This is a genomic window from Streptomyces sp. NPDC051569 (genome assembly GCF_044454085.1).
Classification (GTDB): domain Bacteria; phylum Actinomycetota; class Actinomycetes; order Streptomycetales; family Streptomycetaceae; genus Streptomyces.
Genome location: NZ_JBITDJ010000013.1, coordinates 88,981 through 105,585 on the forward strand (window position 1 = coordinate 88,981; position 16,605 = coordinate 105,585).

The 16,605-nt window shown below is 68.0% G+C and carries 11 protein-coding genes and 4 pseudogenes; 11 read left to right on the plus strand and 4 right to left on the minus strand.

Annotation, left to right across the window (positions count from 1 at the left end):
• Positions 1 to 137 precede the first annotated feature (137 nt).
• From murJ to ACIBAE_RS19545, 6 genes and pseudogenes are all read left to right on the plus strand, one after another.
• Positions 138 to 2,015, plus strand: coding sequence for a murein biosynthesis integral membrane protein MurJ (gene murJ, locus ACIBAE_RS19520; protein WP_399286790.1), 1,878 nt, complete (start codon positions 138 to 140; stop codon positions 2,013 to 2,015).
• Positions 2,016 to 2,814: 799 nt separating this feature from the next.
• Positions 2,815 to 2,913, plus strand: a pseudogene (locus ACIBAE_RS19525) (hypothetical protein); the annotation flags it as partial.
• A 54-nt stretch (positions 2,914 to 2,967) separates the two neighbouring features.
• On the plus strand, positions 2,968 to 4,422 hold the full coding sequence (locus ACIBAE_RS19530; RefSeq protein WP_399286981.1) for an RHS repeat-associated core domain-containing protein: 1,455 nt from the start codon (positions 2,968 to 2,970) through the stop codon (positions 4,420 to 4,422).
• The gene (locus ACIBAE_RS19535) at positions 4,419 to 4,901 is read left to right on the plus strand and encodes a hypothetical protein (RefSeq protein ID WP_399286793.1); all 483 of its coding nucleotides are present in this window, start codon (positions 4,419 to 4,421) and stop codon (positions 4,899 to 4,901) included. Before ACIBAE_RS19530 ends, ACIBAE_RS19535 begins: the two co-directional genes overlap by 4 nt.
• A 217-nt stretch (positions 4,902 to 5,118) precedes the next feature.
• Positions 5,119 to 6,141 carry a phospholipase A2 gene (locus tag ACIBAE_RS19540; RefSeq protein WP_399286796.1) on the plus strand — a complete coding sequence of 341 codons (1,023 nt, stop codon included), beginning with the start codon at positions 5,119 to 5,121 and terminating at the stop codon, positions 6,139 to 6,141.
• 263 nt (positions 6,142 to 6,404) lie between these two features.
• Complete coding sequence (locus ACIBAE_RS19545) at positions 6,405 to 7,178, plus strand: hypothetical protein (RefSeq protein ID WP_399286799.1); 774 nt, start codon at positions 6,405 to 6,407, stop codon at positions 7,176 to 7,178.
• A 125-nt stretch (positions 7,179 to 7,303) separates the two neighbouring features.
• Here the strand turns inward: ACIBAE_RS19545 and ACIBAE_RS19550 are convergent, their stop codons facing one another.
• Positions 7,304 to 9,175 (minus strand): phosphoenolpyruvate carboxykinase (GTP), encoded by a 1,872-nt coding sequence (locus ACIBAE_RS19550; protein ID WP_399286801.1) that lies wholly within the window; start codon positions 9,173 to 9,175, stop codon positions 7,304 to 7,306.
• Between the two features lie 267 nt (positions 9,176 to 9,442).
• Between ACIBAE_RS19550 and ACIBAE_RS19555 the strand changes: the two genes are divergently transcribed.
• The 5 genes and pseudogenes from ACIBAE_RS19555 (at position 9,443) to ACIBAE_RS19575 (ending at position 13,944) form a co-directional block, all read left to right on the plus strand.
• Complete coding sequence (locus tag ACIBAE_RS19555; RefSeq protein ID WP_399286804.1) at positions 9,443 to 10,189, plus strand: hemolysin III family protein; 747 nt, start codon at positions 9,443 to 9,445, stop codon at positions 10,187 to 10,189.
• Positions 10,190 to 11,068: 879 nt separating this feature from the next.
• Positions 11,069 to 11,248 (plus strand): annotated as a pseudogene (locus tag ACIBAE_RS19560) (hypothetical protein); the annotation flags it as partial.
• A gap of 850 nt (positions 11,249 to 12,098) precedes the next feature.
• Positions 12,099 to 12,800 (plus strand): annotated as a pseudogene (locus tag ACIBAE_RS19565) (RHS repeat-associated core domain-containing protein); the annotation flags it as partial.
• Complete coding sequence (locus ACIBAE_RS19570; RefSeq protein ID WP_399287003.1) at positions 12,801 to 13,646, plus strand: hypothetical protein; 846 nt, start codon at positions 12,801 to 12,803, stop codon at positions 13,644 to 13,646.
• A 67-nt stretch (positions 13,647 to 13,713) separates the two neighbouring features.
• Positions 13,714 to 13,944, plus strand: a complete 231-nt coding sequence (locus tag ACIBAE_RS19575; protein ID WP_399286807.1) for a hypothetical protein — start codon at positions 13,714 to 13,716, stop codon at positions 13,942 to 13,944.
• Between the two features lie 221 nt (positions 13,945 to 14,165).
• On the opposite strand, the pseudogene ACIBAE_RS19580 reads toward ACIBAE_RS19575, so the two are convergent.
• The 3 genes and pseudogenes from ACIBAE_RS19580 to ACIBAE_RS19590 form a co-directional block, all read right to left on the minus strand.
• A pseudogene (locus tag ACIBAE_RS19580) lies at positions 14,166 to 15,126 on the minus strand (IS481 family transposase).
• Between the two features lie 158 nt (positions 15,127 to 15,284).
• The gene (locus ACIBAE_RS19585) at positions 15,285 to 15,707 is read right to left on the minus strand and encodes an aldehyde dehydrogenase family protein (RefSeq protein WP_399286810.1); all 423 of its coding nucleotides are present in this window, start codon (positions 15,705 to 15,707) and stop codon (positions 15,285 to 15,287) included.
• 454 nt (positions 15,708 to 16,161) lie between these two features.
• The gene (locus ACIBAE_RS19590; RefSeq protein ID WP_399286984.1) at positions 16,162 to 16,236 is read right to left on the minus strand and encodes a hypothetical protein; all 75 of its coding nucleotides are present in this window, start codon (positions 16,234 to 16,236) and stop codon (positions 16,162 to 16,164) included.
• Positions 16,237 to 16,605 lie beyond the last annotated feature (369 nt).

Below are 16,605 nucleotides of genomic sequence, written 5' to 3' on the forward strand. Positions count from 1 at the left end.
CGGCGGACCCGTACCGGCGCGACCGGTGACGACTCCCCTCGCCGAGCGAATTTGTCGGATCGTCAGAAGATGAAAGGGTGTCCCCTCGAACGCGGCAAGGCCGTTGATGATCGGAGTATTGGCAGAGTGAGGCAGGCATGAGCGCGCCGGACGAGCAGACCGAGGGCCAGGGCCCGGAGCGGGCCTTCCTGGCGGACGACACACTCCCCCTGCGCCTGCCCGCCGCGAACGCCGACGCGGACGGGCCCCGACGCGAGTACGAGGGCGGGATGCGGCCCGCGCTCGCTCCCGGCGCGGCCGACATCCTCGTATCGACCACCGCTGAGCCGGCGGCCGATTCCGCCGCCGGGCCGGCCGCCGGGCCGAAGCGGGACACCGCCGGCTCCTCCACCCTCCTGAAGTCCAGCGCCGTGATGGCGGCGGGCACGATCGTCTCCCGTATCACCGGCTTCCTGCGCACGCTCGTGATGGCCGCCGCGATCGGCGTCGGCACGCTCAACGACTCGTACCAGGTCGCCAATGTCCTGCCCACGATGATCTACGTACTGGTGGGTGGGGGCGCGCTGAACGCGGTGTTCGTCCCGCAGCTCGTGCGGGCCATGAAGACGGACGACGACGGGGGCGAAGCGTACGCCAACCGTCTGCTCACCCTGGTCGTCGCGGTGCTGGCGGGCGTCACCGCGCTCTGCGTAATGGCGGCCCCGCTGCTCGTCCACCTGATGTCGCCGGACATCGCCTCCGACCCGGAGCGTATGGCTGTCACGGTCGCCTTCGCCCGCTACTGCCTCCCCACCCTGTTCTTCATGGGCGCGCATGTGGTGCTCGGACAGATCCTCAACGCGCGCGGCCGTTTCGGGGCGATGATGTGGACGCCGGTCCTCAACAACATCGTGATCATCGCGGCGTTCGGGGGCTTCATCTGGGCTTTCGGTGGCTTCACCGACTCCGGCGTCAGCCCCTCGACGGTCACTCCGGAAGGGGTTCGGCTGCTCGGTCTGGGGACGCTGCTCGGCCTCGGGGTGCAGGCGCTGGCCATGCTGCCGTACCTGCGCGCGGCGGGCTTCCGGCTCCGCCCGCGCTTCGACTTCCGTGGCCACGGCCTCGGCAAGGCCCTGGGCCTCGCCAAATGGACGCTTCTCTTCGTACTCGCCAACCAGCTCGGCATGGTCGTCGTCACGCAGCTCGCCACCAAGGCGGGTTCCCTCGCGGAACGGTCCGGGTATACCGGCTCCGGCATCACCGCGTACAACTACGCCCTGCTTCTCTGGCAGATGCCGCAGGCCATCATCACCGTCTCCGTGATGACCGCGGTACTGCCCCGGATCTCCCGCTCGGCCCAGGACGGCGACGCGGCGGCGATCCGCGGCGACATCTCCTACGGCCTGCGGACCTCGGCCGTCGCCATCGTGCCCTGCGCGTTCGCCTTCCTGGCGCTCGGTGTCCCGATGGCCACGCTGCTGTACGCCGGTTCCGGCGCCGAGGGCGCCCGGGGCATCGGCTACGTCCTGATGGCCTTCGGCCTCGGACTCATCCCGTACTCGGTGCAGTACGTCGTGCTGCGCGGCTTCTACGCCTACGAGGACACGCGTACGCCCTTCTACAACACGGTCATCGTCGCCGTGGTCAACGCCACCGCCTCCGGTCTGTGCTTCGTGGCGCTGCCCCCACGGTGGGCCGTCGCCGGCATGGCCGCCTCCTACGGTCTGGCCTTCGCGTTCGGCGTGGGCGTCGCCTGGCGGCGGCTGCGCAGGCGGCTCGGCGGCGACCTGGACGGCCCGCGTGTCGTGCGCACGTACGCCCGCCTGGTCACCGCCGCCGCGCCCGCGGCGCTCGCCGGCGGCGGGGTGGCCTACGCGATGACCACGACCCTGGGCAGTGCCGCCGGGGGGTCACTCCTCGCGCTGGTGGCCGGTGGAGGCGTTCTGGCCGGGGTCTTCCTGGCCATCGCCCGCCTCATGCGGCTGCCGGAACTCGACGCCATGCTCGGCATGGTGCGAGGCCGGCTCGGCGGCTGAGGCCCCTTACCCCCCTGGCGATACCCCGAAGCCGTCGGGCCGACGCCGGCCGCTTCCGACCCGACGCCGGCCCGGAAGCGACTGGACGTGAGCACCGCCCAGGGCACCGTGCCCCTCCTGCGGCCGGGCCGGAAGATCCAGCGGATTCTCTCCCACACCGATACGGAAAAAGCCGGCTCACTCCCACCCGGAGTAGCCCGGCGGCCCGGCGGCCCGGCAGCCCGGCAGCCCGGCAGCCCGGCGAAGACTCCGCCAGGAAATGATTCCCGGCGGAGATCCGCGCGACCGAGGTGACCTTCGTTCCACGGGCGACTCCGAGGACACCCATCACCCGAGCCCGGCCGAACGTCTCCGGCGGACACCGCCCCGCGGAAGGGACTCGTGCGACGGCAGGGGGCGTGCACAGATGGATGGCATGCCTTGACGGCATTGCGCTGATGACACGTCATATCCGCTGTGTGAGAGGAGACTTGACGCAAATTTATGACAATGGACGTATAAGACAAGGCGGTTGAATCGTCCTCGTTCCAGACGACCTGATTATTTGGTGCATCTGACGCCATGTGGCTTCATCAAGGCGTTTTTGTTTCGATGTGACGAGGAGACGGCATGAGATCCCGCAGAGGGACGGCCGAAAGAGCGGCAGGTCCCGTGTTGCCGCGGTGGCTATCCGGCATATCCGGCGTACTGGCAATGTCCTTGGCGGTTGAGACCGCGATAATGGTACGACCCGGTCAGCGGGAAGCCGACCAGCGTCGCCGCCGGCGGGAAGACAGTCGCGTACGGCTACGACGCCCTCGGGCGCGGGGTCTCCTACGACGACGGCGCCGGCAACGTCACCACCACTGAGTACGACCCACTCGGCCGCGTGGTGAGGGTCTCCGACTCCGCGCCCTCAACGGTGACGTACGCCTACGACACCGCCAAGGACCCACGTGGTCTGCCCACCTCGATGACGGACTCCGTCGCGGGCACCTTCGGTGCCACGTACGACGCGTCCGGCAACGTCGCGGGCGAGACCCTGCCGGGCGGCTACACGCTCAGTACCGTCTCTGACGAGACCGGGTTCACCACCTCACGCTTTTACACCCGCGAGACAGACGGCATCGCGCTCCTCACCGACGTGGCCGTCCCGACGGTCCATGGCCAGACGAGCTCCAGCACTCGCAGCGCGGGTGCCGGCAACGGTCAGGTCTTCCGCTACGACCGCACCGGCCGCCTCACCGACGTCGACGAGTCCGGCGCGTACGGGCAGCAACACCGCACGTACGGCTTCGACGCCAACTCCAACCGCATACGCCTGGTCTCCACTCGGGACCAGGACGGCACGCCCGTGTCCACGACCACGGATTACACGTACGACGCGGCCGACCGCCTGACCGGCACCGGCATCACGTACGACGCGTTCGGGCGCACACTCACCAAGCCGGGCACCACTTTCGGCTACTACGCCAACGACCTGGTGCACCAGCAGACGTCCGGCGACCGCCGCCAGACGTGGAGCCTTGACGCCCAGGGCCGCCTGGCCTCCTGGAGCGCTGAGACCCTCGACGGACAGGGCGCGGTCACCGTCTCGGTGAGCTCGGTGAACCATTACCGCAACGGGGCGGACACCCCGTCCTGGACGGTGGAGGATGTAGCCGCGAACCTGCGCAGCCGCAACGTAACCAGCCTGTCGGGCGACCTGGCCGCCGTCACCGGAACCTCCGGCGGCACCGTGCTCCAGCTCACCGACCTGCACGGCGACGCGGGCGTCGCACTGCCGCTCGACCCGGCCCAGCCACTGGCAGTGGCCGACACGGACGAGTACGGCAACGTCCGCGAGGGCACGGCCTCGGCCCGCTACAACTGGCTGGCCGCACACATGCGGGACTCGGACACACCGTCCGGCGCCATCCTCATGGGCGTCCGCCAGTACGACCCGTCGACCGGCCGATTCCTGTCCGTCGACCCCGTCTACGGCGGCAACGCCAACCCATACGAATACTGCTCCGGCGACAGCAACAACTGCACCGACCTCGGCGGCGACTGCAGTTCCGGCAAGCTGTGCTGCACCTTCTCGGTGGACAACCCGCACCCCTCGCACACGGTCAACGGCCGCATCAACGTGCACGCCGACATCAAGAAGTGCTCGAAGAAGGTGGGCAGCTACTCCATCCGCATCTCGCTGTACCGGTCGCGCTGGTACGGCTGGGAGAAGATAGCCTCCGGCTACAAGACGGGAGGGGGCGTGTACAAAGCCCGAGAGGTAGCCAACTGGGCTCCGCGGGGCTCCTGCTACTACTACAAGGGTGTGGGCGAGTTCATGATCTCGACCGGCCGGGCCGGGTCAGGGAGTAAGGGGTACGCCACCATCGCGAAATACGACAAAAACTACAACAAGGGCTGGGACGAGATGTGCCTGTGACAGACCGTCTGCGGGCCGTGTGGCTGCTGGACTGGCACGCTGACACCCCATACGGGCTGACCGCACTGGGCGTCCCCGCGGACCGCCTGTCCGAGGCAGAGGAGAAGGCCGCCTCGGCCTTGGTCGGCCAGGCCCTCCCCGCCTCGTGGCAGGGCGCGGACCCGGCACTGCGGCGGCGTCTCGTCGCCGCGTGCCGGCCGGTCCCGACGACGCGCCTCTGGCACGTCTCGGACGACCGGCCGGTCACCGACGAGGCCCGCGCCCGGCAGGACTGCCTGCGGGTACTCGCCACCGAGCAGCCCGAGGCAGAGCCGCTGCCGGCCGACCGGGTCAGCCGCCTGCCGGGGCTGACCGCCCTGGTCCGGCTGACGGCCCTGGTCTGCCGCATGCCGCCGGAGGTGTGGCTGGACGCGGACGAGGACCTCCTCGACGTGTTCGACAGATATACGGTGGGCTACCTTCCGGACGACCTCCTCTAGCCGGCGACCGCATGCCGAGCGCAGTCCCGAGTGCCCCCCGGCCGCCTCCCGCGGCCGGGGGGCACTCGGGCTTCTTGCGGGCCGCATCACGCCCGCGTGCGGGGCCGGAGAAGGCGGACGATCCATGGGCACTGGCTGAGCCGCAGACGGCGGCGGCAGCCGCGAGAGTGAGGCGGCGGCGACTGCCGACTCCTGCCCCGTCAAGCCGACGACCAGCGTGGAGCACGTCTACGACTCCGCCGGACGCATCGTGGACGCCGGCTATGTCTACGACGGTCGACACCGGCTCACCGCCACCCCCGACGGCCTGATCAGCAGCTACTACGCCAGCGACACGCTGGAGCGGCAGACCGCCGGTGACCGGAGGCAGAGCTGGACGCTGGACCCCGAGCAACGCCACCGTGCCGCTCTGCTGGAGAGCCGGACCGACGACCGCTGGACCTCGGTGGGCTCTCAGAGCTTCCGGTATTCCGACGACGGACTCACCGGGGCCATGGACGGAACGGGCAAGGTGAGCCGCACCCTGCTCACCACCGTGGACGATCTGAACGGCATCGCCTCGATCGACTCCGAGGGCACGGTCGCCGTGAAGCTGAAAGAAATCAGCGACGAGGGACAGGTCTCCTTCATCCCCCGTACCGGGGAGCTGGTGGCCCAGGACTTCGGCGTCCCCGCCTCCGGATCGGCTTCGGGTACCGCCGTCGGCGACCTGACGGACCCGACACTCGGCGGGCAACTGACCGGCACCGAAGTCATGACCGCACCCCAGGGACTTGCCCTGTGCTTCGGATGCGAAGCCGGGCCGCTGTCCTCGACGGCCAAGAGCAAAGCGGCGAAGAACTCCCCCACCGGAAGCAGGGCTTCAGCCACCGACTACTGGCTCTTCGACCGTGGTCTGTGGGCCTTCCGGGATGAGAAGAAGCGCAAGGGCCGCCGAAGCGACCTCGTCTGGACCGACGACGGCTGCTCGGCTCCCTGGTACACCAAAATGAGCGCGACCGTGAGAAACTACGCGAAACAGTTCAACATGCCTTGCCAGCGGCATGACTTCGGATATCGCAACTACAGAAAGCAGAACCGAAACACCACAAGGGCTCGGAAGGACAGGATCGACACCCGCTTTCTCTACGACATGAAGAAGCGGATCTGCGAACCGAAGCTCGTGTCCTTCCCTTGCAACGTGGCTGCGAACGGATTCCACTACGGGGTATCCAAATTCGGCGACAGTGCCTTCTTCTAGGTTCCTCCCGGCACCGCGCCGTTAAGGTCCGTCCCCCGTACATCCTCCGTCGAGGTACATCCTCCGTACGAGGATGATCCGTACGAGGACGATCCGTCATCGTGTGACCGCCGCGTCAGCCCCTGGCGCGGCCCACGAGCCCGACGGTAAGGGCCTGAGCCGCTGTGTCACGTCTCGTTCGGCGTGCGGGGGCGGTCCTCCGACCGCCCCCGCACGTTTTTCAGCTCTGTTTCTCCGTCTCGCTTCAGTCCCGGAGTATGTTCATGCCCGCTCGCGTCATCCCGCTCGGTGTCACCCTGGCCGCCGGCCTGCTCTCAGCACTCGGCTACTCACTGCTCATACCGTGGGACCTGCGCAACAACGTGCCGGTCTCGCCCGGCTCCGACACCCTCACGTCCGCCGTCACCTGGTGGGGCGTGGTCCTCCTCGTCGTCCTTCTCGCGGCCTGCGCCGCCGCCGCCGGGCGCCTTGGCCGTCCCGCCTGGGCCGCTCACGCCGTAGGGTGGCCGCCGGTCATCCTCCTGCTCGTGTCCAGCCTGAGCCACCAGCCGGAAGCCGACGGCTTCGCCGCGTTCTGGCTGCTCGACTGGCTGTTCACGTCGGCACTGGTCCTCGAAGGCAGCACGGTCGTTTCGCACTTCGCGCGCAGCGATCTGCCGGACGGCGCCGACAGGCACCGGTCGCTGACGCGCCGGACGATCGCCGTCGGCGTCTTCCCGGCGGCGGGGATATCGGCTTTCCTGGCGATCGCCTTCGTCGCCACGGGCTCGGTGACGGAGACGGTGGTGGCACTGGCGTTCACCGGCGCCGTCGGATGGGCGACAGCCCTGGCGGCGCGTTCGGGCCCCGGGCACCGCACGGGCCTGGCCGTCGGAGCCCTCGGCATCGTCGTCGTGGCGGTGATCGACCGGCTCACCGAGCCGCTGTGGGACTGGCGGCCCTACGCACTCCTCGCCTGGGCCCTGCTGCTCGCCGCCTACGTCGTCGGATTCTTCCTTTCGCGTGAGACGGCGCGCCGCAGGGCGTCGACGGCGTAAGCACGGCCGGGCCCCCGGAGCCGACGCCCGGCTCCGGGGGCACTCGTCGTCCGGGGGCACTCGTCGTCCGGGGGCGCTGTTCATCCGGGCGCACTCGCCATCCGGGCGCACTCGTCGTCCGGGGCTCACCCCAGGCGCTTGACCAGCGCCTCGTACTCCTCCCACAGCTCCTTCGGCGCGTGCGTGCCGAAGGTGTTGAGGTGGGCGGGGATCAGCGCGGCCTCCTCGCGCCAGACCTCCCGGTCGACCGAGAGCAGGAAGTCCACCTCGGCGCCGGACAGGGTCAGACCGTCCGTGTCGAGGGAGTCCCTCGTCGGGAGGATGCCGATGGGGGTCTCGACACCCTCGGCCGTGCCGTCCAGGCGCTCCACGATCCACTTGAGGACGCGGCTGTTCTCGCCGAAGCCGGGCCAGACGAACCGGCCCGCCTCGTCCTTGCGGAACCAGTTCACGTAATAGATCTTCGGCAGCTTCGAGGGGTCCTTGTCCGCGCCGACCTTGAGCCAATGGCTCATGTAGTCACCCATGTTGTAGCCGCAGAACGGCAGCATGGCGAACGGATCGCGGCGCAGCTCGCCGACCTTGCCCTCGGCGGCGGCGGTCTTCTCGGAGGCGACGTTCGCGCCGAGGAAGACACCGTGCCGCCAGTCGAAGGACTCGGTGACCAGCGGTACGGCGGAGGCGCGGCGGCCACCGAAGAGGATCGCCGAGATCGGGACACCCCTGGGGTCCTCCCACTCGGGCGCGATGATCGGGCACTGGCCGGCCGGGACGGTGAAGCGGGCGTTGGGGTGGGCGGCGGGGGTGCCGGACTCCGGGGTCCAGTCGTTGCCCTTCCAGTCGGTGAGACGCGCGGGCGGCTCCTCGGTCATGCCCTCCCACCAGACGTCGCCGTCGTCGGTGAGCGCGACGTTGGTGAAGACCGAGTTGCCCCACATGGTCTTCATGGCGTTGGCGTTGGTGTGCTCGCCGGTGCCCGGCGCGACGCCGAAGAAGCCCGCCTCGGGGTTGATCGCGTACAGCTGGCCGTCCTCGCCGAACCGCATCCACGCGATGTCGTCGCCGATGGTCTCCACGGTCCAGCCGGGGACGGTGGGCTCCAGCATGGCGAGGTTGGTCTTGCCGCAGGCGGAGGGGAAGGCGGCCGCGATGTACCTGGCGCCTGCGGGGGCGCCGGGCGGCGGGGTCAGCTTGAGGATGAGCATGTGCTCGGCGAGCCAGCCCTCGTCGCGGGCCATGACGGACGCGATGCGCAGCGCGTAGCACTTCTTGCCGAGCAGGGCGTTGCCGCCGTAGCCGGAGCCGTACGACCAGATCTCGCGGGACTCGGGGAAGTGCGAGATGTACTTGGTGGGGTTGCAGGGCCACGGGACGTCGGCCTCGCCCGGGGCGAGCGGGGCGCCGAGGGTGTGGGCCGCCTTGACGAAGAAGCCGTCGGAGCCGAGTTCGTCCAGGACCGGCTGCCCCATGCGGGTCATCGTGCGCATGGAGGCCGCCACGTACGCGGAGTCGGTGAGCTCGACACCGATCGCGGAGAGCGGTGAGCCCAGGGGGCCCATGCAGAACGGCACGACATACATGGTCCGACCACGCATCGCACCACGGAAGACGCCCCGCTCACCCGTGAAGATGTCGCGCATCTCGGCCGGGGCCTTCCAGTGGTTGGTCGGGCCCGCGTCCTCCTCCTTCTCGGAGCAGATGAACGTACGGTCCTCGACGCGCGCCACGTCGGACGGGTCCGAGGCGGCGTAGTAGGAATTCGGCCGCTTGACCGGGTCCAGCTTCTTGAACGTCCCCTGGGCGACGAGCTCCCCGCACAGGCGCTCGTACTCGCTCTCGGAACCGTCGCACCAGACGACCCTGTCCGGCCGGGTGATCGCCGCGATCTCGTCCACCCAGGAGATGAGTTCCTGGTGGTTGGTGGGGCGGGCGGTGGGGCGGGTGCTGGGGTGGGTGGGGGTGGAAAGGGTGGTGGGAGCCGCGTTGTCGCGCGCCACGATCGCTCCTTGATGAGGGTTTTTGGTTGTCTGCCCCTTGGGGGCCACGACCCGGATGCTTCGTAGCCGCTCATCCGGTGCCGACCGCACTCATTTGATGATCCGACTCACGCGCCCATCTGTCCAGAGGGCCTCACATGTGAGCATGGCCACGGAGGCGGGAGCCAACCATGCGGCACACCGGCCGCTTCCGCACGCCGGACAGCCCGCCTTTCAGGGCGATTTGCCGGAAAATTTAACCTACGGAGGCGTAGGTAACATGAACCTATGACTCCTTCCGCGTCCGATCCGATCGCGAAGTCCCAGCAGCACGAAGGGGGGCCCGGCGGGGGGCCTGAGCAGGCCGGAGGAGGGCCGGTGGAGATCCAGCTGCCGACCCCGGTCAAGCCGAAACTGCGCGGCTGGCTGCACGCGGGGATGTTCCCGGCCGTGCTGATAGCTGGACTGGCCCTGATCGTGCTCACGGATTCAACCCGCGCCCGGGTCGCCTGCGGGATCTACGTCCTGACGGCGTGCCTGCTGTTCGGGGTCAGCGCCATATACCACCGTGGTACGTGGGGTCCGCGCGGCGAAGCCGTACTGCGCCGGCTCGACCACGCGAACATCTTCCTGATCATCGCGGGCACCTACACCCCCCTGACCATGCTGCTGCTGCCCGACTCGACCGGCCGGACCCTCCTGTGGGCGGTCTGGGCGGCGGCTGCGGCGGGCATAGCGTTCCGGGTCTTCTGGGTCGGCGCCCCGCGCTGGCTCTACACCCCGTGCTACATCGCGATGGGCTGGGCCGCCGTCTTCTTCCTGCCCGACTTCATGCACGCCGGCGGGATCGCCGTCCTCGTGCTCGTGATCGTCGGCGGGGTGCTCTACAGCGCGGGCGGCGTGATCTACGGACTCAAGCGCCCCAACCCGTCACCCCGGTGGTTCGGCTTCCACGAGGTGTTCCACTCCTTCACCCTGGCGGCCTTCGCCGTGCACTTCGTGGGCATCTCGCTGGTGGCGTACCAGCACTCATGAGCCGGGGGACGGCATGAGAAGAGGGTCACCTTCCTCGGAAGGTGACCCTCTTCATGTCCGGACTCGACCCCGATCGACCCGCGCGGCCGGCTAAGGGCTGTCGCGTTATCCCTGGCGGATCAAGCACACGCCCGATGGGATGCACCTGGTGGGAAATTCGGGCCTTCCATATCGAATTGCACTCCGAACGCCGAAATTCTCGGCCCCGGATTGACACTGTTGCTGCTTCTGATCGGCAGGGCTCTCTAAAATGATGTCCCGTTGATCAGAGTCGACTGATGTTCGTTTGCCGGACGATCAGCTACGCCGCTCTGGTGTCCGGTTTGGCCTCGGCGCCCTGGCCCGGGCCAAACCACAACTTCCTGTCGCGCAGGGGCAGGACCTCGCAAGCGAACCGACGCCGTGCACGACGGACTCGGCCGCGTTCTCAAGGTCTGGGACCCCGCCTGGTCGAAGGCAGCCCACGCCACCAAACCGTCCATGGAGTACAGCTACAAGATCTCCCGTGTCGAGGCGAACGCCGTCACGACCAGGACGCTCAAGCGCGACGGAAACTACCGGGTCAGCCACACCCTCTACGACGGTCTGCTGCGCGAGCGCGAGACCCAGTCCGTCGCGGTCGGCACGCAGGACCGGGTGGTCACCGAGACGCACTACGACACCCGCGGGTGGGCAGCGAAGAGCTACGCCCCGTACTACGCCAAGGGCGCTCCCTCCACGACGCTGACGACGGCCGCGGTCAACACCGTTCCGGCTTCGTCGGAGAACCTCTATGACGGGGCGGGCCGGGTCACGGACGCGATCTCCCGCACCTTCGGCGACGAGAAGTGGCGCACCCGCACGCTCTACGACGGTGACCGCACCACCGTGATCCCCCCGATGGGCGGCATCGCCACCACGGTCGTCACCGACGGACGCGGCCGGCAGACAGAGCGGCTGGAGTACACGGACGCGGAGCGGAAGACGTCCCAGAAGACCGTTTACCACTACGGGAAGTACGACGAGCCCGAGACCGTCACCGATCCCTCGGGCAACACCTGGACGTACACCTTCGACAACCGGGGCCAGCAGACCGAGACCGTCGACCCCGACAAGGGGCCGTCGACCACCCAGTACGACAAGCTGGGGCGCGTCGAATCGGCCACCGACGCCCGCACGGTCAAGCTGACCACGGAATACGACGACATCGGCCGCAGGACCAAGCTCAAGCAGGGCACGAGCACGCTGGCCGAGTGGACCTACGACACCGTCGCCAAGGGGCAGCTGACCAGCAGCACCCGTTACGTCAACGGCGCCGCCTACACCACCGCGACCGGTGGCTTCACCGACCGCTATCAGCCGACCTCCAGCACGGTCACCGTCCCTGCCGCGGCGGGCGGCCTGGCCGGCGCCTACACCTGGACGTACGGCTACAGCGCCGAGACCGGTCAGCCCGACTGGAGCCTCGCCCCCGCTGTTGGCAACGTCCCCTCCGAGCGCATCACGACCAACTACAACAGCGACGATCTGCCGATCCGCACCAGCCGGGCGGGCGTCGTCCTTGTCACCAACACGCTGTACGACGTGTACTCCCGCCCCACCCGTACCGAATTCGGGGCACTGGGCAAGCAGGTCTACAAAACCCAGGTCTACGACGAGTTCACCGGGCGTACGACCCGGCAGACCACCGACCGCGACCTGGCACCCCAGCGCATCGACGACACCAGCTACGCCTACGACCCGGCGGGCAACGTCACCGGCATCACCACGGCCAGCGGCCAGGACACCGCCAGAACCGTCGACACGCAGTGCTTCACCACCGACCCCCTGGCCCGGCTCACCGAGGCATGGACCGCGACGACCGACTGCGCCAAGGCACCTTCGTCCACCACCGTCGGCGGTCCGGACGCCTACTGGCAGAGCTACGGCTATGACGCCCTCGGCAACCGCACCTCACTCATCGAACACGGCACCGGAGCACTGGCCGGCTCGGACGCCACCACCACCGAAGGCGGACCGCCCGCACGCCGTCCAGCAGGCGAGCGTCACGGGCGGTGCCAACAACGGCCGCACGAGCACCTTCGCCTACGACGACGCCGGCAACACCACCCAGCGGAGCATCGGTGCCACCGTCCAGGACCTGACCTGGGACAGCGAGGGACACCTCGCCACCCTCACCCAGGGCGGCAAGACCACCAGCTACCTGTACGACGCCGCAGGCCAGCGCCTGATCACCAAGGACGCCGACGGCAGCCAGACCCTCACCCTGCCCGGCGGCAACGAACTCAAGGTCGCCGCGAACGGAACCAAGACAGGCACCCGCTACTACGACCACAACGACGAGACGGTCGCGGTCCGCACTGGCGCCGACATCGCGTACCTCATCTCCGACCACCAGGGCACCGCGATGACGGCCGTGGCCGCGGTCACCCTGGCCATCACCCGACGCAAGCAGCTCCCCTTCGGCCAGACCCGTTCCGAACAGGGCGCCCAACTGCCGGGCACACGCGGCTTCGTCGGAGGCACGAACGACCCCACCGGCCTCACCCACCTCGGCGCCCGCGAATACGACCCCACCCTGGGCCGCTTCCTCTCCGTCGACCCGGTCATAGACTTCAGTGACCCGGCACAGATGAACGCCTACAGCTACGCCCACAACAACCCGGTCACCAAATCCGACCCCACCGGCCTCCGCCCGGCCGGCCCCACCGACGGCGGCGCGTCAGCCGACGACGCCTGGGCCCGCGACCGAGGCATGAACGCCGGCTACGTCCTGAAGAACGGCAAATACGTCTGGGTCCAGACCCCCAAGAAGGACAAGGCATCCCAGAAAAAGTACGCCGCCTACCAGGCCAACCCCTCCAACTACAAGGTCTACCACTACAACGCAAAAGTAGCGGCAGCATCCAAGGCGGCAGCCGAGGCCCGAGCAGCGGACCGAGCGAAAGCCGCACAAGAACAACGCCGCAAGGAAGACGGAATCTTCGGCAGCATCACCAAGGGAAACTGGAGCAATGCTTGGGAAAATGCCAAGGAGAGCACCAAGGACGCCTTCGATTACGCCTCCACATATAGCAACACCTCAGGAATATGCGTAAGCGCTGGGGGCGCTATCGGCCTCGGCATCGAATTCACGGGATGCATAATTGGCACAAAACGACCCGACGGAAAAACCGACTACAGCCTCAGCGGTACCTTTGAAGAGCAAGTCGGCCCCGGTGTAGGCGGTGCAGCAACCTTGTCCGCCGTATACAGCAATGCCGACGACATCGATCAGATTCGGGGCGAAGCTGCGGGAATGGGCGGAACCGTTGGATACGGCCTCGCATTCAACGGAAGCCATCGAGGAACATTTGGCACAAGAAATTCCCGCGGCGACATAGTCCACAGTTTTACTCAGGGCGTTGGAGCTGGATACGGGGCAGAGGCGAACTTCGGCTCCGGAGTGACAGGAGTGCACAAGCTTTTCACGTGGTAATTAAGCAGAGCTCCCAAGATTAGAAACCGAGATTAACCACATAAAGGACAGGCGGGAATAACCTACGATGATTCACGTCATATGGGCGGCGGCGGTGGCGATACTGGGCTTCATCATCGCTTTCGATTACAGAAACCTCGGGATGCGCGCCTACGACCTCGCGTGCGCGTTTACCCCTGGCGGCCCACCTGGCCCCAGTTTCTCGCCCGACAGATTCAGAATCCTCTGGGGAATCCTTGGCCTGGGTTCATCTGCAGCCGTAGGCGTTTACGTCTACAACTGGCTCAACGGATACTGATCGAACCACAAAGTAGAGCCATTTTGAGAAGCGCCGCCATCCCGGGGAGAAGTAGGTGCTGTTCACCCTCATCGCTGGGGCGGTGGCCCTCGCCGTGGCCGTATCGAGACTGACCGACGGGTAGCTGCCTCCCAAGCGTGATGTCCGTCAGCGACCTGGTCACTGACGGACATCAGGCGCTAAACAAAGCCCTTCTGAGAGCACTTGTTTCGTAGAAGGCGTTAGGTGTACTGACCCGTGAGGTTGGGGACACGGCTGGCGGGTGGTTGGCTTTTGAGTGCGGTGTGTCCGCAGTGGTGATTGTAGGTGTGGAGCCATTGCGGGTAGGCGTCGCGTCGTTCGGTCTCGGTGCGGTAGGGCTTTGCGTAGGCCCACTCGTCCAGGAGGGTCCGGTTGAACCGCTCCACCTTGCCGTTTGCCTGTGGCCGGTAGGGGCGGGTGCGCTTGTGTGAAATGCCTTGATCCGCGAGGTGGTTGCGCCATAGGTGTGACTTGTAGCAGGCGCTGTTGTCGGTCAGGACCCGCTGGACGGTGATGCCGGCAGTGGTGAAGTAGGCGTGGGCCCGTTGCCAGAATCCGACGCGGTTTCCTTTTTTCGTCGGTGAGGATTTCGCTGTAGGCGAGGCGGGAGTGGTCGTCGACGGCGTTGTGCGGGAAGCTCATCCCGGCTTTGGCCCGGTTCTTGCGGCCCGCCTGTCGGCCGACGACCTTGTGGCCGCCGCCGTCGGGGATGTTGCCGAGTTTCTTGATGTAGACGTGCACGAGGTCGCCGGGGGCGGCGTGTTCGTAGCGGCGGATGACCCGGCCTGTGGCGCGGTCCAGGTGGGACAGGCGGGCCAGCTTGTAGCGGGTCAGGACATGGTGGACGGTCGCGGGGTTCAGTCCGAGCAGGTAGGCGATGAGGGCCGGTCCCCAGCGGCGCAGGAACCAGATCTTGATGATCCGCCGCTCGGTCCTGGTCGGTGTTCGGCGGGGACTGTGGCGAGGCCGGGAGGAACGGGTCGGCCATCCTGGCCTCGCCCCGCTCGCGGAAGCGGGCTGCCCACCGCTGAGCCGTGGTGGGCGAGACCTGGAAACCTGGAAACGCTCGGCGGCCCGCCTCAGCGGCCAGCCGTCCTAGACGACGCAGCGGGACAGGCGCAGACGGCCGGCCTCGGTCAGGGGTGCATTACGGTGAGGCATGAGGGCCTTCAGGTCGTTCGGGTAGATGTCGCAATCCACACCGAACCCGGAAGGCCCTCACCCGTTCAAGATCCCCTAACCGTGGATCCGTCACCACCTCCGTGGACAGAACACCTAGGCCCAGGGCATCGCCGGCCGCACCCGCGTCTCCAGGGCGGCTACGCGCACCTGGGTATGAGCCGCACGCGGGCCGTGATGGTCTTCGGGCGCTGATATTCGTGCAGGGTCAGGGTGCTGACGTCCGTGCCGTGTCCCGAGGTGCCACCGCCGCCGTGGGCCAGTTCCGCCGTCTGGACAAGGTAACAGCTGAGCCAGGTCACCCCCGCGTTCAGCGGCGAGGCGAGACCGAGTCCCATCACGATGTCCCGCGTCCACACGGTCGCGGCGAGCGCCTGCGGTACCCCGTTCGCCGGCGCGGTGGCGCCCTCGACGGTGTCCAAAGACTGCACCGTCAGCATCGGGCCGAACACTTCCTCCCGTACCGCCGGATCGTCGTCCGGCAGGTCCACGAGGACACGCGCGGGACGCCAGGAACCGCCGTCCTCGCCGTTGCCAAGGACCTGTTCGGCCGTCGCCGACACCCTTCGCCGAGGAGGGCGCCACGATCCGGCCGTGGCGGGCCGCCTGGTCGGCGTTGCTGGGCGGGCCGAAGTCGCGATACGCCCAGCGCTCGCACACCGCCTCGGTGAGCAGGCTCACGGCTGTGTCGTAGTTTCTCGCAGACGGTGATAACCCGCGCGAACGGCACAGCTCTGGCCCGCGTTGTACGTGGTCGCCTTCCCCAGCTCGGTCCAGGTATCGCTGGGCGACCGGCAGGACGATGACCGGGCTGTTGCCACCCAGCTCCAGGCTCAGGCGCTTTCGTGCCGACGCGAGCCGTCACATCAGCTCCGGCGGCGGCACTCGCCGTGAACGCGATCATGTCCACCTCGCTCCCGGCCAGCAGCCTGCCGGTCTCCCGGTTGCCGTGGAGGGTCTGGAATATGCCCTCTCCCAGTGCCTTCCCGCGTGTGCTCGGCGAGCAGTGTCAGCGAATCAAGAGGTGGTCTCGGCGGGTCTAGCCACGACCGTACTTGCGGCGAGGGCCGGGGCACACCGCCAGACGGCCATGAGCAGCGGGTAGTTCCAGGGGCGATGTATTCGCCGCCGTGGGGGGTGCGTGGCAAGGCGCTGCGCGGTCCGACGACGCCAAGCGTGAAGGTGGCCTTGTACGGGCACTCGGGGTGAAGTCCGCGCGCCACCGACGAGGTAGTAGGCGAGCTTCCCCTCGTCGATGACGCGGAGGAACTCCTTGCGTGGGCCGGGTCGGCGTGCGCCGTCGCGGTCCGCGAGCAGCACGCTGCCGCCGGGGCGGAGGCGGAAGACCTCGGCCCCGTGCGGGAGATCCCGTGACAAGCGTTCCCCTCCCACGCGACCAGGGCCCACCGGAACCGGACAGATCCGGAGGTTCCCCGGCCTTCCATCACCAAGGTAAACAGA